We start from the raw sequence: 15,444 nt of genomic DNA, 5'->3' as shown, positions 1-15,444 counted from the left end.
TTGACCACAAAGTCTTAGGTAAGATTGACCGTTATTTGGCCCCAGAATAAAATTATCAGAACGAGCGATCGCTGGATAAGATCTTTCAAGACTATTGAATGCTAAAATGTCAGACATAACAGTGCCATCGTGGCATATTATTTAGAATTATGTCAACTGTAGTATTTCAAGTAGGAATATCTCGCATGAATCAAGGCTAACCGGAGCCCTGTTAGACCATGTAAAAGCCCTAGTCTCACAAAATACTTATTAACAAAGCTATATAAGTAGCTAATTAAAGCAATGAATAAATTTTTTTTCTTCTGACTAAGCTTGGCAAATTTCTCAAAAGCCTTCTCCATTTCCTTGAGATTTTGATAAGAATAATGATTGAGTGGGTTTTTCAATTTCGGATAAGATTGACGATTTTTATTGTATTCACCAGCTTCAAGCATCTCGACACTTTCATGCACTTCACTATCGCAAAAACGTCCTAGTGATTTTTTGAATAAACGCAATTGATAATCAGGATAGTAACCGCCATGACGTATGAACTTATCGCCAATAAATAATTTACGTGCCACTTGGTAGCCATTCGCTTCAAAACCTAGTGCTTTAATTTCATCAATCAATTCATCCGTCAGCACTTCGTCAGCATCGATACTCATTACCCATTCGTTGCTGCACTTTGCAAGAGCAAGGTTTTTTTGTTTGCCATAACCGAGCCATTCATTCAAGTAGATATTCTCTGAGTATTGCTTTGCAATTGCCAGTGTCAAGTCGGTACTACCTGAATCAATGAGAATAATTTCGTCAGCGAGTTTACTGGCTTGTTCTAAGCATCTAGCTATGATTCTTTCTTCGTTTTTACAAATGATGAATATGCTGATTGCTGGCATGGGTTTTGAAGTGAGTCGCTTTCGTTTTGTTATTAATGGCATGCCCCTGTAGGGGGTATTCAATTAAATGGCAGAGAGAGAGGGATTCGAACCCTCGGTAGATTGCTCTACACATCCTTTCCAAGGATGCACCATCGGCCACTCGGACATCTCTCCAGATAAATATATTCTACAATATGGTGCATCCTTCGGATTGACTCTCTAAAAACAATTATTAATTGTTTTTAGTTCGTGTATCGGGGGTCTAAGTTCCTATAGCAGTGGATTTGAGCTGGCAGCATCCCCTGAACCATCGGCCACTCGGACATCTCTCCAGATAAATATATTCTACAATAGACTTCCTGCGAAAGTTGGAATTATCCTAAAAGCAACACGCAACATGCGTTGCGGTTGCTACCTTTTTTCAAGCGACATCACTAGCAAAACGTAGTTTTGCAGGATGTCTAATATGATGCATCCTTCGGATTGACTCTCTAAAAACAATTATTAATTGTTTAGCCTGACCAAGACTAAACAAGTTCTAATCATCATGTTAGAATCAAAACATGTCTCGTAGACCATATTTTCTGGCATTTGTATTGCTTATCACACTTGGCTCTTGTTCTATCAACGAACAATCATCAATGAAGGGCTGCCCAATTTCACAATATGATAATTCTAAACTCATTAAGGGACAGCTGGCTTACCTTGCACCAAGTTCTTGGACGGAGACAGAAACTAGCAATCCAATGAGGTTTAAAGAATATATACTAGACCCTCAAAGCAAAACCAATGTTGCTGTTTACTTTTTTAAAGATACACAAAATCAGCTTGAAGCTAATCTTAGACGTTGGAAAAATCAATTTCGTGATGATAAAGCAAGAACTTTATTAGAAAAAAAACAGTTTAACCGTTTTAAATTACCGATCACTGTTTATCATTTAACGGGAGCTTTCCTTGAGCAAGAAACAATGGCTGATCCCAATTCCAAGGTTACAATTAAACCTGATTCTGCTTTACTGGCTGCTGTTGTAGAAATGAAAGAAGGCACTTGGTTCTTTAAGACAGTCGGCCCGACTGCTGTTATCGCCTCTCACCGTAAGAGTTTTGATGATTTGGTGTTTAGTTTTCATGCTGAAGAATAATCATAGCAATGCTATGATTAAGCCATGACTCTTATCATCCTTTTGGTTTTCTCTATTCTTCTAATAATGGCTGTTGCAACTATTCTGCTGATGAGAATTGCTAGTATCAATTCACGTTTGGAAGGTTTAGAGAAACAACATGGGGCTGATTTTAGTTCTATTGCTACCAAGCAAGATCATAGTCTTAATTCCCTGGAGAAGACCGAGAAGTCTTTTCGAGATGAAATAACTCGTAATCGCGAGGAGCTTGCTACTAACTTGCGTCACTTTGGTGACTTGATTGACAAGCAGCTCAAAAACACTAATGAAACTAGTCGTCAGGATCTTACGCTGATGCGCCAGACCATTGAAACTAAGATCAAAGACTTACAAACAGAGAATTCTAAAAAACTCGATGAGATGCGTGTCACAGTTGACGAGAAGCTTCAAGGTACTTTAGAGAAACGAATCTCTCTTTCCTTCAAGGAAGTGAGTAACAGGCTAGAACAGGTCTACAAGGGGCTCGGTGAGATGCAAAGTCTAGCTGCTGGTGTAGGTGATCTCAAGAAAGTTCTTACCAATGTCAAAACTAGAGGTACTTGGGGAGAGATGCAACTTGGCAATCTACTAGAAGAGATTTTGAGTCCAGAGCAGTATGAAGCTAATGTACAAACCAAACCCAAAACTCAAGAGCGAGTTGATTTTGCAATTAAACTCCCTGGACAGGATGATCACCCGGTTTGGTTACCGATCGATTCCAAATTCCCGCAAGAAGACTATCACAAATTAATTGAAGCTCACGAAGCCGGAGACCCTGTACTTGCTGAGCAAGCAATCAAGCAGCTTGAAGCCCGCATGAAGTTAGAAGGCAAAACTATTCGCGATAAATACCTTGAGCCTCCTTATACTACCGATTTTGGTTTATTGTTTTTGCCAACAGAAGGTCTCTACGCAGAAGTCATTCGTATACCGGGTTTGCTTGATCGCCTGCAGCGAGACTACCGTGTTAATGTAGTTGGTCCAACTACGCTTGCTGCCATGCTAAACGCTTTGCAGATGGGCTTCCGCACTCTTACTATCCAAAAACGTTCTAGTGAGGTTTGGAAATTACTCGCTGATATCAAAAAGCATTTTGGTAGCTTCGGTGACTTGCTTGCCAAGGCTCACGAAAAAGTACAACAAGCTAGCAAGGTGATTGAAGATGCTGGACGCCGCTCGCGTACTATTGAAAGCAAATTAAAAAAGGTTCAAGAGCTGCCGGAATTAGAGACAGAGTCATTGATTGAACAAGTTGCAAATAATTGACAATCCTATTGTCGCTGCGCAAAAGGCAAGCAGCAGTTTGTCATCCTGAGAAGCATTACTAACTATTTACCAATATTCGCAAACTCTTCTCCAATGGCATAATCCCTTTTTTGGTTTTATTCTCAACTTCAAGAGTCTTTGTTAGTAGGCTTTCCAGTCTTGCTATAGACATTGAAGCAACTTCTTGTTTTTGATGATAGAGTCTACCTGGACTAACGCCAAGTAGTTTTGCTTGATCATCTTTGTTCATTCGCTCTTGTTCAGAGAGTTTGAGCTTGAGATATTTAGAGAGCATGGTTGACATTGCAGCTACCAGTCCAAGGTGTACTTCTTTTTCCTTGATGAGTTTTTCAAGTTCAAGATTGGCATTAACAATTTTGCCTGTCGCCAGTTCTTTGATGAATTTAAAAATATCGTGCTTGCCTTTACATTCTTTGTTGATTAAGTCACTAGTGATTTCGCGACCCAGGGTTTGTAAGCGTCTTAGTTCTGAATAGAGTTGTGAACTATCTTCAGTACCAATGTGTTCAACTAGATGCTCTGCAAGCTCCATATTGATTGAGTTTTCGCTCATCTTGACTAACCAAGCTGCTGGGGCTTTTATGTCCCATTGACTAAATTCTTTGAATTCTTCAAACTGAATCTCTGGATTTTTCTTTAAGCCTTTCACTAGCTTGATAGTTCCACTAACTTTGTCTGAATCAAAAATCAAAAGTACAGACTCTGGTAAGTTCGACAAGACTTGAGTAATTTGTTCAACTTCCTTATCCTCTGATTTATTTTCCAGTGCTGTGAAATCCTTAATGACTATGACTTTAGTTGAAAGTCCCCAGGCAGGAGTTTGTACTAGGCTAATAAAATCTTTGAGCTCTGGATTGACAGCATGTGCATAATTCAACGCCTCAGTAGCAGGCTCAAGATACTGTGTTTTGAGCTTGTCTAATCTCAATTGCTTGCGAAAGCTGTCTTTGCCGTGGAGTATGATGATCACTAATCTTTATTCTAGCAATATAGAATGACGATCCCGGGTAAATGACGATCCCGGGTATCGCCTTTTTTAATCTTTGAAATTATAAATCACTATAATCTATCGTCATTTTAGTCTTGAAAATTAAAAAAGGCGATACCCGGGATCGTCATTTTTAGCTACCAAACATAGCAATAGACTTCGGGACTCTAGTAAATTGTCTCGCTGATTGATCTAATGCTTTATGCATCTCTTTAGCCATATGCTCTTTAACTACATGAGTTTGGGCTTGAGCCACATCACGCATTGCTTTATCTCTACTAACTTGGCTTGGATTAAGCTTTTTAAGCATAGTAGGTGTTTGTACTTGTCTTGATTGAGGGCTTTGGCTTTGAATTTCATTACGAATAATTGCTTGATGAAGTTGCTCTGCTTTAGCCATTTGTTTATTTCTAAGATCAAAAGCTGCTTCTGGTAATTTATCAGCATGTCTTTCTAGCACTGAGCTTGCTATCTGTTGAAGACTAGGTCTGTTTTTAAGGTAATCACTGGCATCCTTTGGTAAACGCTTATAATGATAGCCTCTGAGCCTTGAATCTACCAATTCTTTAATTGACTGCCCTTTGTGTACTGTTGTTGTTTTCATTGTAATTTGTCCCTATTGCCCCTGCCGATGGACATATTTAACTAAATCAAAGTTAAAACGAGGTTAAGAAGCTTTAATGACCGCCTTCTTAACCCTCAAAAGCACTATTTAACATTTTTTTCAGTAAATACTTACCATTTTGCTTGAGTTCTATTGCTATTATTATCCCTCGCGTCAATAACTGGATTCGTCCTTTTTATTGGTTGCAATTTAAGCTTCTTGGCAAAGGCCTGGTTCGCTGAAAACCCAAAGAAAGCATAAGGACAAATCAATGGCCCTCAAAAAATACAAACCCACAACACCTGGCTCTCGCGGAACTATCCTTTTGGATCGTTCTGATGTTACAACTAACAAGCCAGAAAGAACTTTAACTAGTAAACTTCGGAAACACACCGGAAGAAACAACACCGGCAAGATTACTTGTCGTCACAAAGGTGGTGGTAACAAGAAGAAATATCGTGATATCGATTTTAAGCGTAATAAATTTGGCATCAAAGCTAAAGTTAGTACTATTGAGTACGATCCAAACCGCAATGTGCATATCGCTCTTCTTGTGTATGCAGATGGCGAAAAAAGATATATTCTATGCCCGAAAGGATTAACAATTGGTGCGATTGTTGAATCAGGACCTGAAGCAGAGATCAAATCTGGTAACGCCTTAGCGATCAGAGATCTACCTCTTGGTTCTACTATTCACAATATCGAACTTACTCCTGGTAAAGGAGCTCAAATGGTGAGATCTGCTGGTAATTCAGCTCAGCTTCTTGCAAAAGAAGATGAACTTGCTACTTTAAGACTTCCATCTGGTGAGATGCGTAGAGTCAAAGTTGATTGCATGGCTACACTTGGTGAGCTTGGCAATTCTGACTGGAAAAATATCGTTTGGGGTAAAGCTGGTCGTAGACGTAAATTAGGTATCAGACCTACGGTACGTGGTTCTGCGATGAATCCAGTTGACCACCCTCATGGTGGTGGTGAAGGTAAAGCACCGATTGGTGGTATTCCTAAATCATTCACTGGTAAACGTCTTGGTCGTAAGACTCGTAAGCCGAAGAAGGCATCATCTAAGATGATCATTACAAACCGCAAAGGTAAAAAGATTTCATCAAAAGCATAAAAGGTAAAAAATGGCAAGATCACAGAAAAAAGGACCATATGTACACGAATCACTTTGGAAAAAGCTCCAAGTAATGCGTGCTTCAGGCGAAAAAAGAGTTATTAAGACTTACAAACGCGCATCAATGATATTGCCAGAGATGGTAAGTTTCACAATTGCAGTACACAATGGACGTAAGTTCATACCTGTTTATTGTACAGAGTCAATGGTCGGACATAGACTTGGTGAGTTTTCAATCACCAGAACATTTAAAGGACACTCTGGTTCGAAAAAAACCAAATAGTACGGAGATAAGACATGGCTAAAAAAGACCAAGAACAAAATACTAAGCATCCTGCAAAACAAAGTTTTGCTAGTGATGTTGACACACAAGAGGTCGGGACGGTGCAAAGCACTGGTTCCGCTAAAGAAGATAAAAAGGACTCAAGCAAGATGTCTAATGTAGTAGAAGAAACGGCTGAAAAAAAACCAGCTAAAAAAGCTTCAGCTAAGAAAACAAAAGAGGTTGAAAAGAAACCTGCCAAAGCAACTAATGCTAAAACAGAAACAAAAGTAGTAGAAGCATCAAGTACTGAAACGAAGCCTGAGACCAAACTTGTTAGAGCAAGAATTGGTTTTATGAGACAAACGGCCCGCAAGGTTCGTCGTTGCGTGAATTTAATTCGTACAATGACTGCCGGTGATGCTGTTACACAGCTCGGCTTTGCACCTTATGCAGCAGCTTTGCCAATAAAAAAATTAATCGAAAGTGCAATGGCTAACGCTAGTCACAACTTTGCAATACAGAACCCTGAAAATCTCAAGATCTCTCAGCTTTTAGTTGATGATGGTGTAGTTTACAAAAGATGGAGAGCCGTTAGCAAAGGAACAGCTCACAGTATCAAAAAGAGAACTGCACAAGTGAGATTAGTTTTAAGTGAGATGAATGCAGCAGAATACGCAGCATATGTTTGGGATAATTCACCACGTAACAAAAAAAAGGGCAAGGTAGCATAGTATGGGACAGAAGATACCACCAAAAGCTAATAGATTAGGTATAACAGAAGTTGCTGATTCAACTACTTTTGCAGAATTTAGATCAGGTGAGTTTGCAACAATTCTACAAGAGGATACAGCAATCAGAACCTACGTCAAAAAGAAATTAAAGAACGCTGGTGTTAGTAAAATACTTATCCAACGCAAGCCTGGACAAATCCAAGCTGGTATTGTGACTGCTAGACCTGGTTTAGTTTTCGGTAAAGCCGGTGAGGGACTTGAAATTATCAAGGCGGAGCTTTCATCTTTAGTTAATAGACCAGACCTTAATCTAATTGTTAACGTGTTTGAAGTTAATAAAGCGGACCTTGATGCTCAATTAATAGCTGAAGGTATTGCTCAACAACTTGAAAGAAGAATAGCTTTCAGAAGAGCAATGAAGCAATCAATCCAAAGAGGAATGAGAGCTGGAGCCAAGGGTATCAAAATCATGTGTTCTGGAAGACTTTCAGGGATTGAGATTGCTCGTAGTGAGAAAACTCAAGAGGGAAGCGTTCCATGTCACACATGGAGAGCAGATATTGATTACGGTTTTGCTGAAGCGCAAACTACTTATGGAATCATCGGCATCAAAGTATGGCTTAACAAAGGACTTCTTGAGCCAGGTCAAAAATCTAGACCTAATATCAAGGCTGCTGCCGGACAATCAAAAGAGGAAACTGCTGGCTCTGCAGCTTAAGGAAGACTTATGTTATTACCAAAGAGAACTAAACATAGAAAACAAATGCGCGGCAGAATGAAGGGTAAAGAGACCCGCGGGGCTGAAGTTCATTTCGGAGAGATCGGTTTACAGGCACTTGAGCCAGGCTGGATCACTTCAAGACAAATCGAAGCTGCTCGTCGTGCTATGACTCGTCATATCAAACGTGGTGGACAGATTTGGATTCGTATTTTCCCTGATAAGCCTGTTACTCAAAAACCGGCTGAAACGCGTATGGGAGCGGGTAAAGGAAGTCCAGAGTATTGGGTATCTGTTGTTAGACCGGGAAGAATTATTTTTGAAATTGCTGGTATCGATTTATCAATTGCAAGAAGAGCACTTGATTTAGCATCAGCTAAATTCCCTATCAAATGCAAGGTTGTTATTAGAGAAGGAGTTGAAGCATGATACTAAAGACTAAGGATATAAGAGATAAAACTACAGTCGAACTTCAAGAAGAACTTGTGAAATTACGCAAAGAACTTTTTGAATCCAAGATGTCATTTCATTCGCGCAAATTAGAGAACACATCAACTATTAACCAGTTGAAAAAATCAATCGCACGAATATTAACTATCATCACCGAAAAAGAGGCCGAAGGATAAATTATGCCAAAAAAAATATTAAGAGGTAAAGTCGTAAGCGACAAAATGGATAAAGGAATTACTGTGCAAGTACTTCGTAAGAAAAAGCACAAGCTTTATCAAAAAGTAATCAACTTTACAACCAAGTTCATGGCTCATGACGAAGAGAATTCTGCAAAAGAAGGCGATTCAGTTGTGATCGAAGAATGTAGACCATATTCAAAACACAAAACTTGGATATTGACAGAAGTAACGGAGAGAGCTGTATAAGCTAAGGAAAAGAAGAATATGTTAGGTCAAGAATCAGAACTCGATGTAGCCGACAACTCAGGCGCAAAAAGAATTAGAGTAATTAGAGTGCTTAAAGCCAACTCTAACCTTGCTACTTTGGGTGATACTGTGGTTGCAACGGTTAAAGATGCAATGCCAAATATGCCTGTTAAAAAATCAGACGTTATTAAAGCAGTTGTAGTAAGAATCAAAAAACGTAAGAAACGTAAGGATGGAAGTTGGATTAGTTTCGACCAAAATGCTTGTGTTCTTATTGATAAAGACGGTAACCCAAGAGGTTCTCGCGTTTTTGGACCAATTGCTCGTGAACTTCGTGAGAAGGGATATATGAAAATCATCTCGCTAGCACAGGAGGTGGTTTAGCCGTGGCTCTTTTGTCCGATTACTGCGTTGCTTTAAGATTTTCGGAGTCCTCATTATGGGCTCACATAGCTCCGGCTCCTCAAACCTTAAGCGCCTTGTACTCGAACAAAATATCTCACTCTAAACAAATATCTCATTAGGAAATTAATAACAATGCAAAAACAAGTAAAAAGAAAAATCAGATACACCAAAGCAGCTAAGTCGCCAATCATCAAGAAAGGCAATGTGGTATTGGCTTCTGAGGCACTAGTCAAAAAAGGTCGCCGTAACTTACAAACTAAGATGCACATCAATCGTGGTGATGAAGTTGTAGTTATCAGTGGTGATGACGTAGGCAAAATCGGCAAAGTTATTGAGGTGTTTAAAGACCAATCTAAGATCATAGTTGAAGGTGTAAACATCATAAAAAGACATCGCAAATCAAATGCTCCGGGACAAGAAGGTGAGATTGTTGAAATCGAAGCACCTATTTTCTCTTGCAAAGTTATGCTATGGGATGGCGAAAACAAAAAAGCTTCAAGACTAGCTCACAAAGAGCTTGAAAGTGGAGCTAAAGTAAGAATTTACAAAACAAGCGGAGAGCAAATTGATTAACGAAGTTAATCAAGAACTAACGCCGCAGCGTAGCGAAGACGGACAAGGAAAACATCATGACACTTAAAATGAAAGAAAAATACGAAAAAGAAGCGAAAGCAAAGATCAAAGCGAGACTTGGGATTAGCAATGAGTATGCGATACCGAAGCTCGAGAAAATCAATATCAACTTTGGACTTGGTGAATCTGCGACTAACGCTAAGACACTGGAGAACGCAATTGCTGACTTGGTTAATATCGCTGGTCAAAAACCAGTGGTAACGAGAGCTAAAAAATCCATCGCAACTTTTAAGTTGAGAGAAGAAGCAGCTGTTGGACTCAAAGTCACTCTACGTAAGGATCGTATGTATCATTTTCTTTCCAAGCTAATTAACGTAGCACTCCCACGTGTTAGAGATTTTCATGGTCTATCTTTCAAAAGTTTTGATGGTAGAGGCAACTATAGTTTTGGTCTTAAGGAGCAATTAGTGTTTCCTGAGATCAAGTATGACAAAATAGACGCAGTCAGAGGAATGGATATCACTATCTGTACAACTGCAAGAACAAACGAAGAAGCGAAAGTATTGCTTGAAGAAATGGGTTTCCCATTCCGCAAACCTACAGACGCGCAACAAAAAAAGATGGATAAGACCGCATAGGTCGCGTCGGAGCGAAGCGAAGACGGAAGGAGATTAATTATGGCAAAAAAATCATGTATTGAAAAAGCACAGAAGAAAAAAAGACTTATCACAAAGTTTGCGACCAAGAGAGCAGAGCTCAAAAAAGCAATGGCTAATCCAGAGCTAGACTTTGAAGCTAAGATTAATATTCAAAAACAACTTGAGTCACTTCCTTTGAATTCTTGCAAAGTACGTGACCGCAATAGATGCTGGTTAACAGGTAGACCACGTGGCTATCACAGAGATTTGGGCGTTTGTCGTAACGCTTTGAGATTGATGGCTCACCAAGGAATGGTTCCTGGAATGACAAAGGCTAGCTGGTAAGAGGTATTACAATGACAACAACAACAACAATAGAAGAAAAGAAAAAAGTAAAAACTACTGGAACGACCAATGACCCAATTGCAGATTTTTTGACGAGAATCAGAAACACGCTAATGGTTCAAAAGAGAACTGTCAAAGTTGCCTATAGCAAATTTAAACTAGAATTAGCTAATCTACTTGTCAAAGAAGGGTATCTTGAGTCAGTTGGGATAGTAGATGATGAGAATATCGCTACAAAATCCATAGAACTTACTTTGAGATATGTAGATGGCAAAGCTGCAATACAAGGACTTAAGAAGTATTCGAAGCCTGGACTTCGTAAATATACTAAAGCACAGTATGCTCCGAGAGTTCTTAACGGACTTGGTGTAAGCATATTAACTACTAGTAAAGGTCTTAAGACAGACAGAACTGCTAGAAAAGAGAAAATCGGGGGCGAAATTCTTTGCCAAGTATGGTAGCCCTAACACGTTCTATAACGGGCTTACAGCTTACAACAAAGATTAACGAGAGGATAAATTATGTCAAGGATCGGTAAAAAAGAAATTAATGTACCAGCAGGAGTCGATGTCACAATCGAGTCTAAAGATGGTGGACAGTTTGTCAAGGTTAAAGGTCCTAAGGGTGAACTTCACCGTCAATTTAGACCTGAGATTCTTATCAACCAAGAAGCTGCTGTATTAACAGTAGCCCGCAAAGTTGAAACCAGAATGTCAAGATCCTTACATGGTCTTTCACGTACTTTACTTAGCAACATGGTTGTTGGAGTATCAGAAGGATTCTCTAAGAATCTTGAGATAGTCGGTGTAGGTTACAGAGCAACTCTGAAAGGTACTAGTCTTGATTTTCAAGTAGGTAAATCACATCCTGTAATTATAGATCCTCCTTCAGGAATTGAGTTTAAAGTAGAAGCTAACACCAAGCTAACTATTTCAGGACCTGATAAGGAATTGGTTGGGCAAATTGCTGCAAATATCATTGCAATTAGACCACCAGAGCCATACAAGGGTAAAGGTATTAGAATAGCTGGACAAAAAATCAGACGCAAGGCAGGTAAATCAGCGTCTAAAGGTTAAGGGAATAAATTATGACACAAGCAAGTAGAAGAGATAAAACAGTCAAGAGACATAGAAGAGCTAGAAAAAAAGTTTCTGGTAGTGTCGCAAGGCCTAGATTGGCTGTACATAGATCAAATAAGCATATATCAGCGCAAATTATCAATGATGATGATTCAAAAACAATAGTTGCTGTTGCTTCTTATTCTAAAGAATTCAAAGGACTAATCAAGGGTACTGATAAAGCAGGTGCTGAAGCGATTGGTAAAGCAATTGCAGAGAAAGCGAAGGCTGAAGGTCTAAGCAAAGTGGTATTTGATTGTGGTGGTAATCTTTATCATGGTAGAGTTCAAGCATTAGCGGATGCGGCAAGAAAAGCAGGATTGGAGTTTTAAATACTGATGTCAGAAGAAAAAAAAGAAATTAATACAGAAGAAGTGAAGCCAGTTGAAGTAACGGCAGAAACTAAGCCAGTTGTGGAAGTGAAGCCAGTTGAAGTAACGGCAGAAGCTAAACCAGCTGAGGAAGTGAAGCCAGTTGAAGTAACGGCAGAAACTAAGCCAGCAGAAACTAAAGCAGTTGTGGCTGATGGTACTCCTCGAGCTCCAAGTAAAGAGAGTAGAGAAGCTGCTGCAGAACTAAGAAATAGACAACAAGCTCCTCGCGGCCCTAGGGCACAGACTGGTCAAACTGGACCTGGTGGACAAGCTGGACCCGGCGGTCAAGGTGGATCTAGAGGACCTGGTGGTCCTGGCGGAAACAGAAGACCTGGTGGACCTGGTGGACCTGGTGGACAAGGTGGTGGTCACGGCAAAAGACGTAGATCAGACGAGCCTGAACAATCTGAATATACCGAGAAAGTAGTTCAAGTACGCCGTGTAACTAAAGTAGTCAAGGGTGGTAAAAAATTAAGTTTTAGAGTTGCTGTAATTATTGGAAACGAAAAAGGCAAAGTTGGAGTTGGAGTTGGTAAAGCTGCTGAAGTTTTGATCGCAATCAAAAAAGCAATTTCTGACGCTAAGAAAAAACTAGTTGATATTTCAACAATTGGTACAAGTATTTCTCATCCAGTTTACGGTGTTGCTGGTGGCTCCAAGGTTTTACTCAAGCCTGCTGCTGATGGTACTGGAATTATTGCTGGTGGTACTGCTCGTATAGTACTTGAGCTTGCTGGAGTTGGTGATATTCTTGCTAAATCACAGGGATCTAAGTCATCACTTAATCTTGCACGTGCAACAATTCAAGCACTTCAACAACTTCGTAGCTTTAAAGAAGTTGCGGCAATTAGAGGACTATCAATTAAGGAGATGTTGTTTTAGGTAAACATCATTGCAATTGCAAAGAATTTAAGGAAAGAAAAATGGCAACAGAAACAAAAAAATTATCAATAAAACTAGTGAGAGGTATTTGCAAGGCTGATAAACATCAAACCAAAATACTAAACGCACTTGGCATTCGTAAGTCTAAGCAAGTAGTGCATCATCACAATGGTCCAACCATCCTTGGGATGCTTGATCGAGTTGCTCATTTAGTTGAGGTGACAAATAACTAATATTTTTGTAGAAATTGCAAGACAACTAGTTTGGAGAATAAATTATCATGGCAGAAACATTAAAGAAATTAAGATCAGCGAAAGGCGCAACCAAAGTCGGCGAAAGAGTCGGTAGAGGTATTAGTTCTGGGTCTGGTAAGACTAGTGGTCGCGGTCACCGCGGACAAAAATGTCGTAGTGGTTATTCAAGACAGCCTTGGCGTGAAGGTGGACAAACTCCACTTTACCGTAGATTACCAAAGAGACAAGTTAACACTAGAGTTAACCGTAAAGAATACAGTGAAATTAATTTAGCTGATTTGCAAATCTTTGCTGATAACGGAATTACTGATATTGATGTAATCACACTTGTTGAGCATGGCAAATTCAAAGTAATCAGCAAATGGGGCGTTAAAGTGCTTGGCAATGGTGCAATAACTACTGCTATTACTGTTAGAGCTGAAAAATTCTCTGCCTCTGCTAAAGAAGCTATTGAAAAAGCTGGCGGTAAAGCCCTTATTACTGTAATTGATGAAGAAACTGCTGCATAAGCCTTTACATTCTCTTAGATTTACTTTATTATATTCTACTGTGGTTATCCTTTAGGAACTTTTTATATTCTATTGGAGTCTTAAATCACAGGACATCAAGATGTTAAAAGAAGTAATCAAATTAGACATTAACACTTTAACAGACTATGAGCTTGACCTCGGTGAGCTTGATAGTACTTTTGATGAGGTGCTAGCAAAAGCAGATTACCATATTAACTTTGCCGGATATGATCAAAACATAATCTTTGACATGGTTTCAGAGCAAGGTTTAATTAGCTCTCTTGATGATTTAGCTATCAGTATCAAAGAAACTGTAACTGAATACGATTTAACAGGTACTCAAAGCCTAATATTTACTTTTATTGGTGATGAGATAAATTATTCATCCAAGCCGCTTGATCAAGAATTTGACCTTGAAATAATCATATAGAGCCAAGCCCTCTTATCTGGATGTTTATCTTGGCTAATTCTGTGGAACATATACTATAGCCTATCAATTAGGCTGTTTTGTTTATGAAACTCCTTCAACGCAAATGGACAGAAGACAAAGGCTGGGTAACTATCAGCGATAGTCTTGGTGCTTATAAAGGATTTGCACAATTAGTTTTGATTTTTGGTTCTACTGATGCTCTGAAGAATAAAGATCTATACAAGGATATTAAAGAAGAATTCTCTGATGCCAAGATTGCTGGTTGCGCTACTGCTGGTGAGATTTGTGGTGATGGCTTGCTTAATGACTCTGTCATTATGACTGTAATCTATTTTGAATATTCAACAATCGAAACAAGTGCAATTTTCTTAGATCAATACCCTGGATTTAATTTAAAACAAATTGCTCAAGAGCTAATTAAAGCGATCCCAATAACGGATTTGGTTCATGTTTTTGTACTCTCCGATGGTATTGAAATCAATGGTAGCGAACTAGTTAAGGGATTCAGATCAGTAGTACCCAAAGGAGTTAGCGTCACTGGCGGGCTTTCAGGTGATTACTATAGATTCTTAGAGGCGCCAGTGGTAGCTGATGTTATGGCTTGTAAAAATACCATTATGGTAATTGGGTTCTACGGTAAGAATCTGACTATTGCAACCAGCTCAAGAGCAGGTTGGGAAGAGTTTGGCGGTGAAAAAGAAATTACCAAATCCAAAGGTAACAAACTATATACATTAAATGGGGATTCGGCTCTACCGTTTTATGAGAGATATTTGGGTGATTCTTTTAAAGAAGTACCAGCTTCAAGTATTCATTTTCCTATAAGTATTAAGCGAGTGGGAGATGACAATTGGATGACCAGGACGATAATAGGAATTGACCGTGAAGAAGGTAGTTTGACATTTGCTGGTGATGTACCAATGGGTTGTACTGCTAGGTTAATGAAAACGGATACTCAATTGTTAATAGAAAGTTCAAAACAGGCAGCGATGGACATCAAAAAGCGCTTGGGTCATCCTGATTTGGCAATCCTGATTAGTTGTTTTGGACGAAGAGGTGTAATGGTTAAAGATACCTCTAAAGAGCTGCTAGCAGTTAAAAATGTCTTTGGTGATACAACGGTTATAACGGGTTTTTATTCTTATGGAGAGATTGCTCCATTCAAGGGTGGTACTACGTTTGAATTACATAACCAGACTATGACAATTACTGCAATTTCAGAACACCAGCCATGAATCTAAATAGACTTGTTTCGAAAGTCAATATTATCCTAAAAGCAACACGCAACATTCGTTGCGGTTGCTACCTTTT

23 protein-coding genes, 1 tRNA gene and 1 pseudogene are annotated in these 15,444 nt (G+C 39.2%); 21 read left to right on the top strand and 4 right to left on the bottom strand.

Features of this window, described 5'->3' with window-relative positions; all coding sequences use genetic code 11:
- Positions 1–152: 152 nt before the first annotated feature.
- Both O3C63_07300 and O3C63_07295 read right to left on the bottom strand, forming a co-directional pair.
- Positions 153–878 (bottom strand): glycosyltransferase family 2 protein, encoded by a 726-nt coding sequence (locus O3C63_07300; GenBank protein ID MDA0772734.1) that lies wholly within the window; start codon positions 876–878, stop codon positions 153–155.
- Positions 879–946: 68 nt separating this feature from the next.
- A tRNA-Ser gene (locus O3C63_07295) sits at positions 947–1,034 on the bottom strand.
- A gap of 389 nt (positions 1,035–1,423) precedes the next feature.
- Here O3C63_07295 and O3C63_07290 point away from each other — a divergent pair.
- Both O3C63_07290 and rmuC read left to right on the top strand, forming a co-directional pair.
- Positions 1,424–2,002 carry a hypothetical protein gene (locus O3C63_07290; protein MDA0772733.1) on the top strand — a complete coding sequence of 193 codons (579 nt, stop codon included), beginning with the start codon at positions 1,424–1,426 and terminating at the stop codon, positions 2,000–2,002.
- Positions 2,003–2,026: 24 nt separating this feature from the next.
- On the top strand, positions 2,027–3,286 hold the full coding sequence (gene rmuC / locus O3C63_07285; GenBank protein MDA0772732.1) for a DNA recombination protein RmuC: 1,260 nt from the start codon (positions 2,027–2,029) through the stop codon (positions 3,284–3,286).
- A gap of 58 nt (positions 3,287–3,344) precedes the next feature.
- Here the strand turns inward: rmuC and O3C63_07280 are convergent, their stop codons facing one another.
- Together O3C63_07280 and O3C63_07275 are read right to left on the bottom strand one after the other, a co-directional pair.
- Positions 3,345–4,277: a hypothetical protein gene (locus O3C63_07280; protein ID MDA0772731.1), complete on the bottom strand. Its 933-nt coding sequence runs from the start codon at positions 4,275–4,277 to the stop codon at positions 3,345–3,347.
- Between the two features lie 151 nt (positions 4,278–4,428).
- Positions 4,429–4,899, bottom strand: a complete 471-nt coding sequence (locus tag O3C63_07275) for a hypothetical protein (GenBank protein ID MDA0772730.1) — start codon at positions 4,897–4,899, stop codon at positions 4,429–4,431.
- A 271-nt stretch (positions 4,900–5,170) separates the two neighbouring features.
- On the opposite strand from O3C63_07275, the gene rplB reads away from it, so the two are divergent.
- The 19 genes and pseudogenes from rplB (at position 5,171) to O3C63_07180 (ending at position 15,368) form a co-directional block, all read left to right on the top strand.
- Positions 5,171–6,016 (top strand): 50S ribosomal protein L2, encoded by an 846-nt coding sequence (gene rplB, locus O3C63_07270; protein ID MDA0772729.1) that lies wholly within the window; start codon positions 5,171–5,173, stop codon positions 6,014–6,016.
- 10 nt (positions 6,017–6,026) lie between these two features.
- Positions 6,027–6,299 (top strand): 30S ribosomal protein S19, encoded by a 273-nt coding sequence (gene rpsS, locus O3C63_07265; protein ID MDA0772728.1) that lies wholly within the window; start codon positions 6,027–6,029, stop codon positions 6,297–6,299.
- A gap of 14 nt (positions 6,300–6,313) precedes the next feature.
- Positions 6,314–7,012: a 50S ribosomal protein L22 gene (gene rplV, locus O3C63_07260; GenBank protein ID MDA0772727.1), complete on the top strand. Its 699-nt coding sequence runs from the start codon at positions 6,314–6,316 to the stop codon at positions 7,010–7,012.
- A 1-nt stretch (position 7,013) separates the two neighbouring features.
- Positions 7,014–7,730, top strand: coding sequence for a 30S ribosomal protein S3 (gene rpsC, locus O3C63_07255; GenBank protein ID MDA0772726.1), 717 nt, complete (start codon positions 7,014–7,016; stop codon positions 7,728–7,730).
- A 9-nt stretch (positions 7,731–7,739) separates the two neighbouring features.
- Positions 7,740–8,159 carry a 50S ribosomal protein L16 gene (gene rplP / locus O3C63_07250; protein ID MDA0772725.1) on the top strand — a complete coding sequence of 140 codons (420 nt, stop codon included), beginning with the start codon at positions 7,740–7,742 and terminating at the stop codon, positions 8,157–8,159.
- Positions 8,156–8,356 carry a 50S ribosomal protein L29 gene (rpmC, locus tag O3C63_07245; GenBank protein ID MDA0772724.1) on the top strand — a complete coding sequence of 67 codons (201 nt, stop codon included), beginning with the start codon at positions 8,156–8,158 and terminating at the stop codon, positions 8,354–8,356. The genes rplP and rpmC overlap by 4 nt, the downstream gene beginning before the upstream one ends.
- A gap of 3 nt (positions 8,357–8,359) precedes the next feature.
- Positions 8,360–8,605, top strand: coding sequence for a 30S ribosomal protein S17 (gene rpsQ, locus O3C63_07240; protein MDA0772723.1), 246 nt, complete (start codon positions 8,360–8,362; stop codon positions 8,603–8,605).
- An 18-nt stretch (positions 8,606–8,623) separates the two neighbouring features.
- Positions 8,624–8,989, top strand: coding sequence for a 50S ribosomal protein L14 (gene rplN / locus O3C63_07235; GenBank protein ID MDA0772722.1), 366 nt, complete (start codon positions 8,624–8,626; stop codon positions 8,987–8,989).
- A 153-nt stretch (positions 8,990–9,142) separates the two neighbouring features.
- On the top strand, positions 9,143–9,583 hold the full coding sequence (gene rplX, locus O3C63_07230) for a 50S ribosomal protein L24 (protein ID MDA0772721.1): 441 nt from the start codon (positions 9,143–9,145) through the stop codon (positions 9,581–9,583).
- 56 nt (positions 9,584–9,639) lie between these two features.
- Positions 9,640–10,221 (top strand): 50S ribosomal protein L5, encoded by a 582-nt coding sequence (rplE, locus tag O3C63_07225; protein ID MDA0772720.1) that lies wholly within the window; start codon positions 9,640–9,642, stop codon positions 10,219–10,221.
- Between the two features lie 39 nt (positions 10,222–10,260).
- Complete coding sequence (rpsN, locus tag O3C63_07220; GenBank protein ID MDA0772719.1) at positions 10,261–10,566, top strand: 30S ribosomal protein S14; 306 nt, start codon at positions 10,261–10,263, stop codon at positions 10,564–10,566.
- 11 nt (positions 10,567–10,577) lie between these two features.
- On the top strand, positions 10,578–11,027 hold the full coding sequence (rpsH, locus tag O3C63_07215) for a 30S ribosomal protein S8 (protein ID MDA0772718.1): 450 nt from the start codon (positions 10,578–10,580) through the stop codon (positions 11,025–11,027).
- A 60-nt stretch (positions 11,028–11,087) separates the two neighbouring features.
- Positions 11,088–11,642, top strand: a complete 555-nt coding sequence (gene rplF, locus O3C63_07210; GenBank protein MDA0772717.1) for a 50S ribosomal protein L6 — start codon at positions 11,088–11,090, stop codon at positions 11,640–11,642.
- A gap of 11 nt (positions 11,643–11,653) precedes the next feature.
- Entirely contained in the window at positions 11,654–12,016 is a 363-nt protein-coding gene (gene rplR, locus O3C63_07205; protein MDA0772716.1) for a 50S ribosomal protein L18, read from the top strand.
- A gap of 417 nt (positions 12,017–12,433) precedes the next feature.
- Positions 12,434–12,940: pseudogene (gene rpsE, locus O3C63_07200) on the top strand (30S ribosomal protein S5).
- Between the two features lie 41 nt (positions 12,941–12,981).
- The gene (gene rpmD / locus O3C63_07195; protein MDA0772715.1) at positions 12,982–13,173 is read left to right on the top strand and encodes a 50S ribosomal protein L30; all 192 of its coding nucleotides are present in this window, start codon (positions 12,982–12,984) and stop codon (positions 13,171–13,173) included.
- 47 nt (positions 13,174–13,220) lie between these two features.
- Positions 13,221–13,703, top strand: coding sequence for a 50S ribosomal protein L15 (rplO, locus tag O3C63_07190; GenBank protein ID MDA0772714.1), 483 nt, complete (start codon positions 13,221–13,223; stop codon positions 13,701–13,703).
- A 100-nt stretch (positions 13,704–13,803) separates the two neighbouring features.
- Entirely contained in the window at positions 13,804–14,133 is a 330-nt protein-coding gene (locus O3C63_07185; protein MDA0772713.1) for a hypothetical protein, read from the top strand.
- A gap of 83 nt (positions 14,134–14,216) precedes the next feature.
- Positions 14,217–15,368, top strand: coding sequence for an FIST C-terminal domain-containing protein (locus O3C63_07180; protein ID MDA0772712.1), 1,152 nt, complete (start codon positions 14,217–14,219; stop codon positions 15,366–15,368).
- Positions 15,369–15,444: the final 76 nt, after the last annotated feature.

Source organism: Cyanobacteriota bacterium (assembly GCA_027618255.1).
In the GTDB taxonomy this organism is placed as follows: Bacteria; Cyanobacteriota; Vampirovibrionia; order LMEP-6097; family LMEP-6097; genus JABHOV01.
The sequence above is the reverse complement of the archived record's forward strand: the minus strand, read 5'-3'. Positions and strand labels throughout refer to the sequence as shown.

Coding starts and splice junctions, on each gene's coding strand:
- O3C63_07180 (MDA0772712.1), top strand. CDS start 14,217: ATGAAACTCCTTCAACGCAAATGGACAGAAGACAAAGGCTGGGTAACT.
- rplE (MDA0772720.1), top strand. CDS start 9,640: ATGACACTTAAAATGAAAGAAAAATACGAAAAAGAAGCGAAAGCAAAG.
- rplF (MDA0772717.1), top strand. CDS start 11,088: ATGTCAAGGATCGGTAAAAAAGAAATTAATGTACCAGCAGGAGTCGAT.
- rpmC (MDA0772724.1), top strand. CDS start 8,156: ATGATACTAAAGACTAAGGATATAAGAGATAAAACTACAGTCGAACTT.
- rplV (MDA0772727.1), top strand. CDS start 6,314: ATGGCTAAAAAAGACCAAGAACAAAATACTAAGCATCCTGCAAAACAA.
- rplR (MDA0772716.1), top strand. CDS start 11,654: ATGACACAAGCAAGTAGAAGAGATAAAACAGTCAAGAGACATAGAAGA.
- rmuC (MDA0772732.1), top strand. CDS start 2,027: ATGACTCTTATCATCCTTTTGGTTTTCTCTATTCTTCTAATAATGGCT.
- rpsQ (MDA0772723.1), top strand. CDS start 8,360: ATGCCAAAAAAAATATTAAGAGGTAAAGTCGTAAGCGACAAAATGGAT.
- rplX (MDA0772721.1), top strand. CDS start 9,143: ATGCAAAAACAAGTAAAAAGAAAAATCAGATACACCAAAGCAGCTAAG.
- rplO (MDA0772714.1), top strand. CDS start 13,221: ATGGCAGAAACATTAAAGAAATTAAGATCAGCGAAAGGCGCAACCAAA.
- rplN (MDA0772722.1), top strand. CDS start 8,624: ATGTTAGGTCAAGAATCAGAACTCGATGTAGCCGACAACTCAGGCGCA.
- O3C63_07290 (MDA0772733.1), top strand. CDS start 1,424: ATGTCTCGTAGACCATATTTTCTGGCATTTGTATTGCTTATCACACTT.
- rpsS (MDA0772728.1), top strand. CDS start 6,027: ATGGCAAGATCACAGAAAAAAGGACCATATGTACACGAATCACTTTGG.
- rplB (MDA0772729.1), top strand. CDS start 5,171: ATGGCCCTCAAAAAATACAAACCCACAACACCTGGCTCTCGCGGAACT.
- rplP (MDA0772725.1), top strand. CDS start 7,740: ATGTTATTACCAAAGAGAACTAAACATAGAAAACAAATGCGCGGCAGA.
- rpmD (MDA0772715.1), top strand. CDS start 12,982: ATGGCAACAGAAACAAAAAAATTATCAATAAAACTAGTGAGAGGTATT.
- rpsH (MDA0772718.1), top strand. CDS start 10,578: ATGACAACAACAACAACAATAGAAGAAAAGAAAAAAGTAAAAACTACT.
- rpsC (MDA0772726.1), top strand. CDS start 7,014: ATGGGACAGAAGATACCACCAAAAGCTAATAGATTAGGTATAACAGAA.
- O3C63_07275 (MDA0772730.1), bottom strand. CDS start 4,899: ATGAAAACAACAACAGTACACAAAGGGCAGTCAATTAAAGAATTGGTA.
- rpsN (MDA0772719.1), top strand. CDS start 10,261: ATGGCAAAAAAATCATGTATTGAAAAAGCACAGAAGAAAAAAAGACTT.
- O3C63_07185 (MDA0772713.1), top strand. CDS start 13,804: ATGTTAAAAGAAGTAATCAAATTAGACATTAACACTTTAACAGACTAT.
- O3C63_07300 (MDA0772734.1), bottom strand. CDS start 878: ATGCCAGCAATCAGCATATTCATCATTTGTAAAAACGAAGAAAGAATC.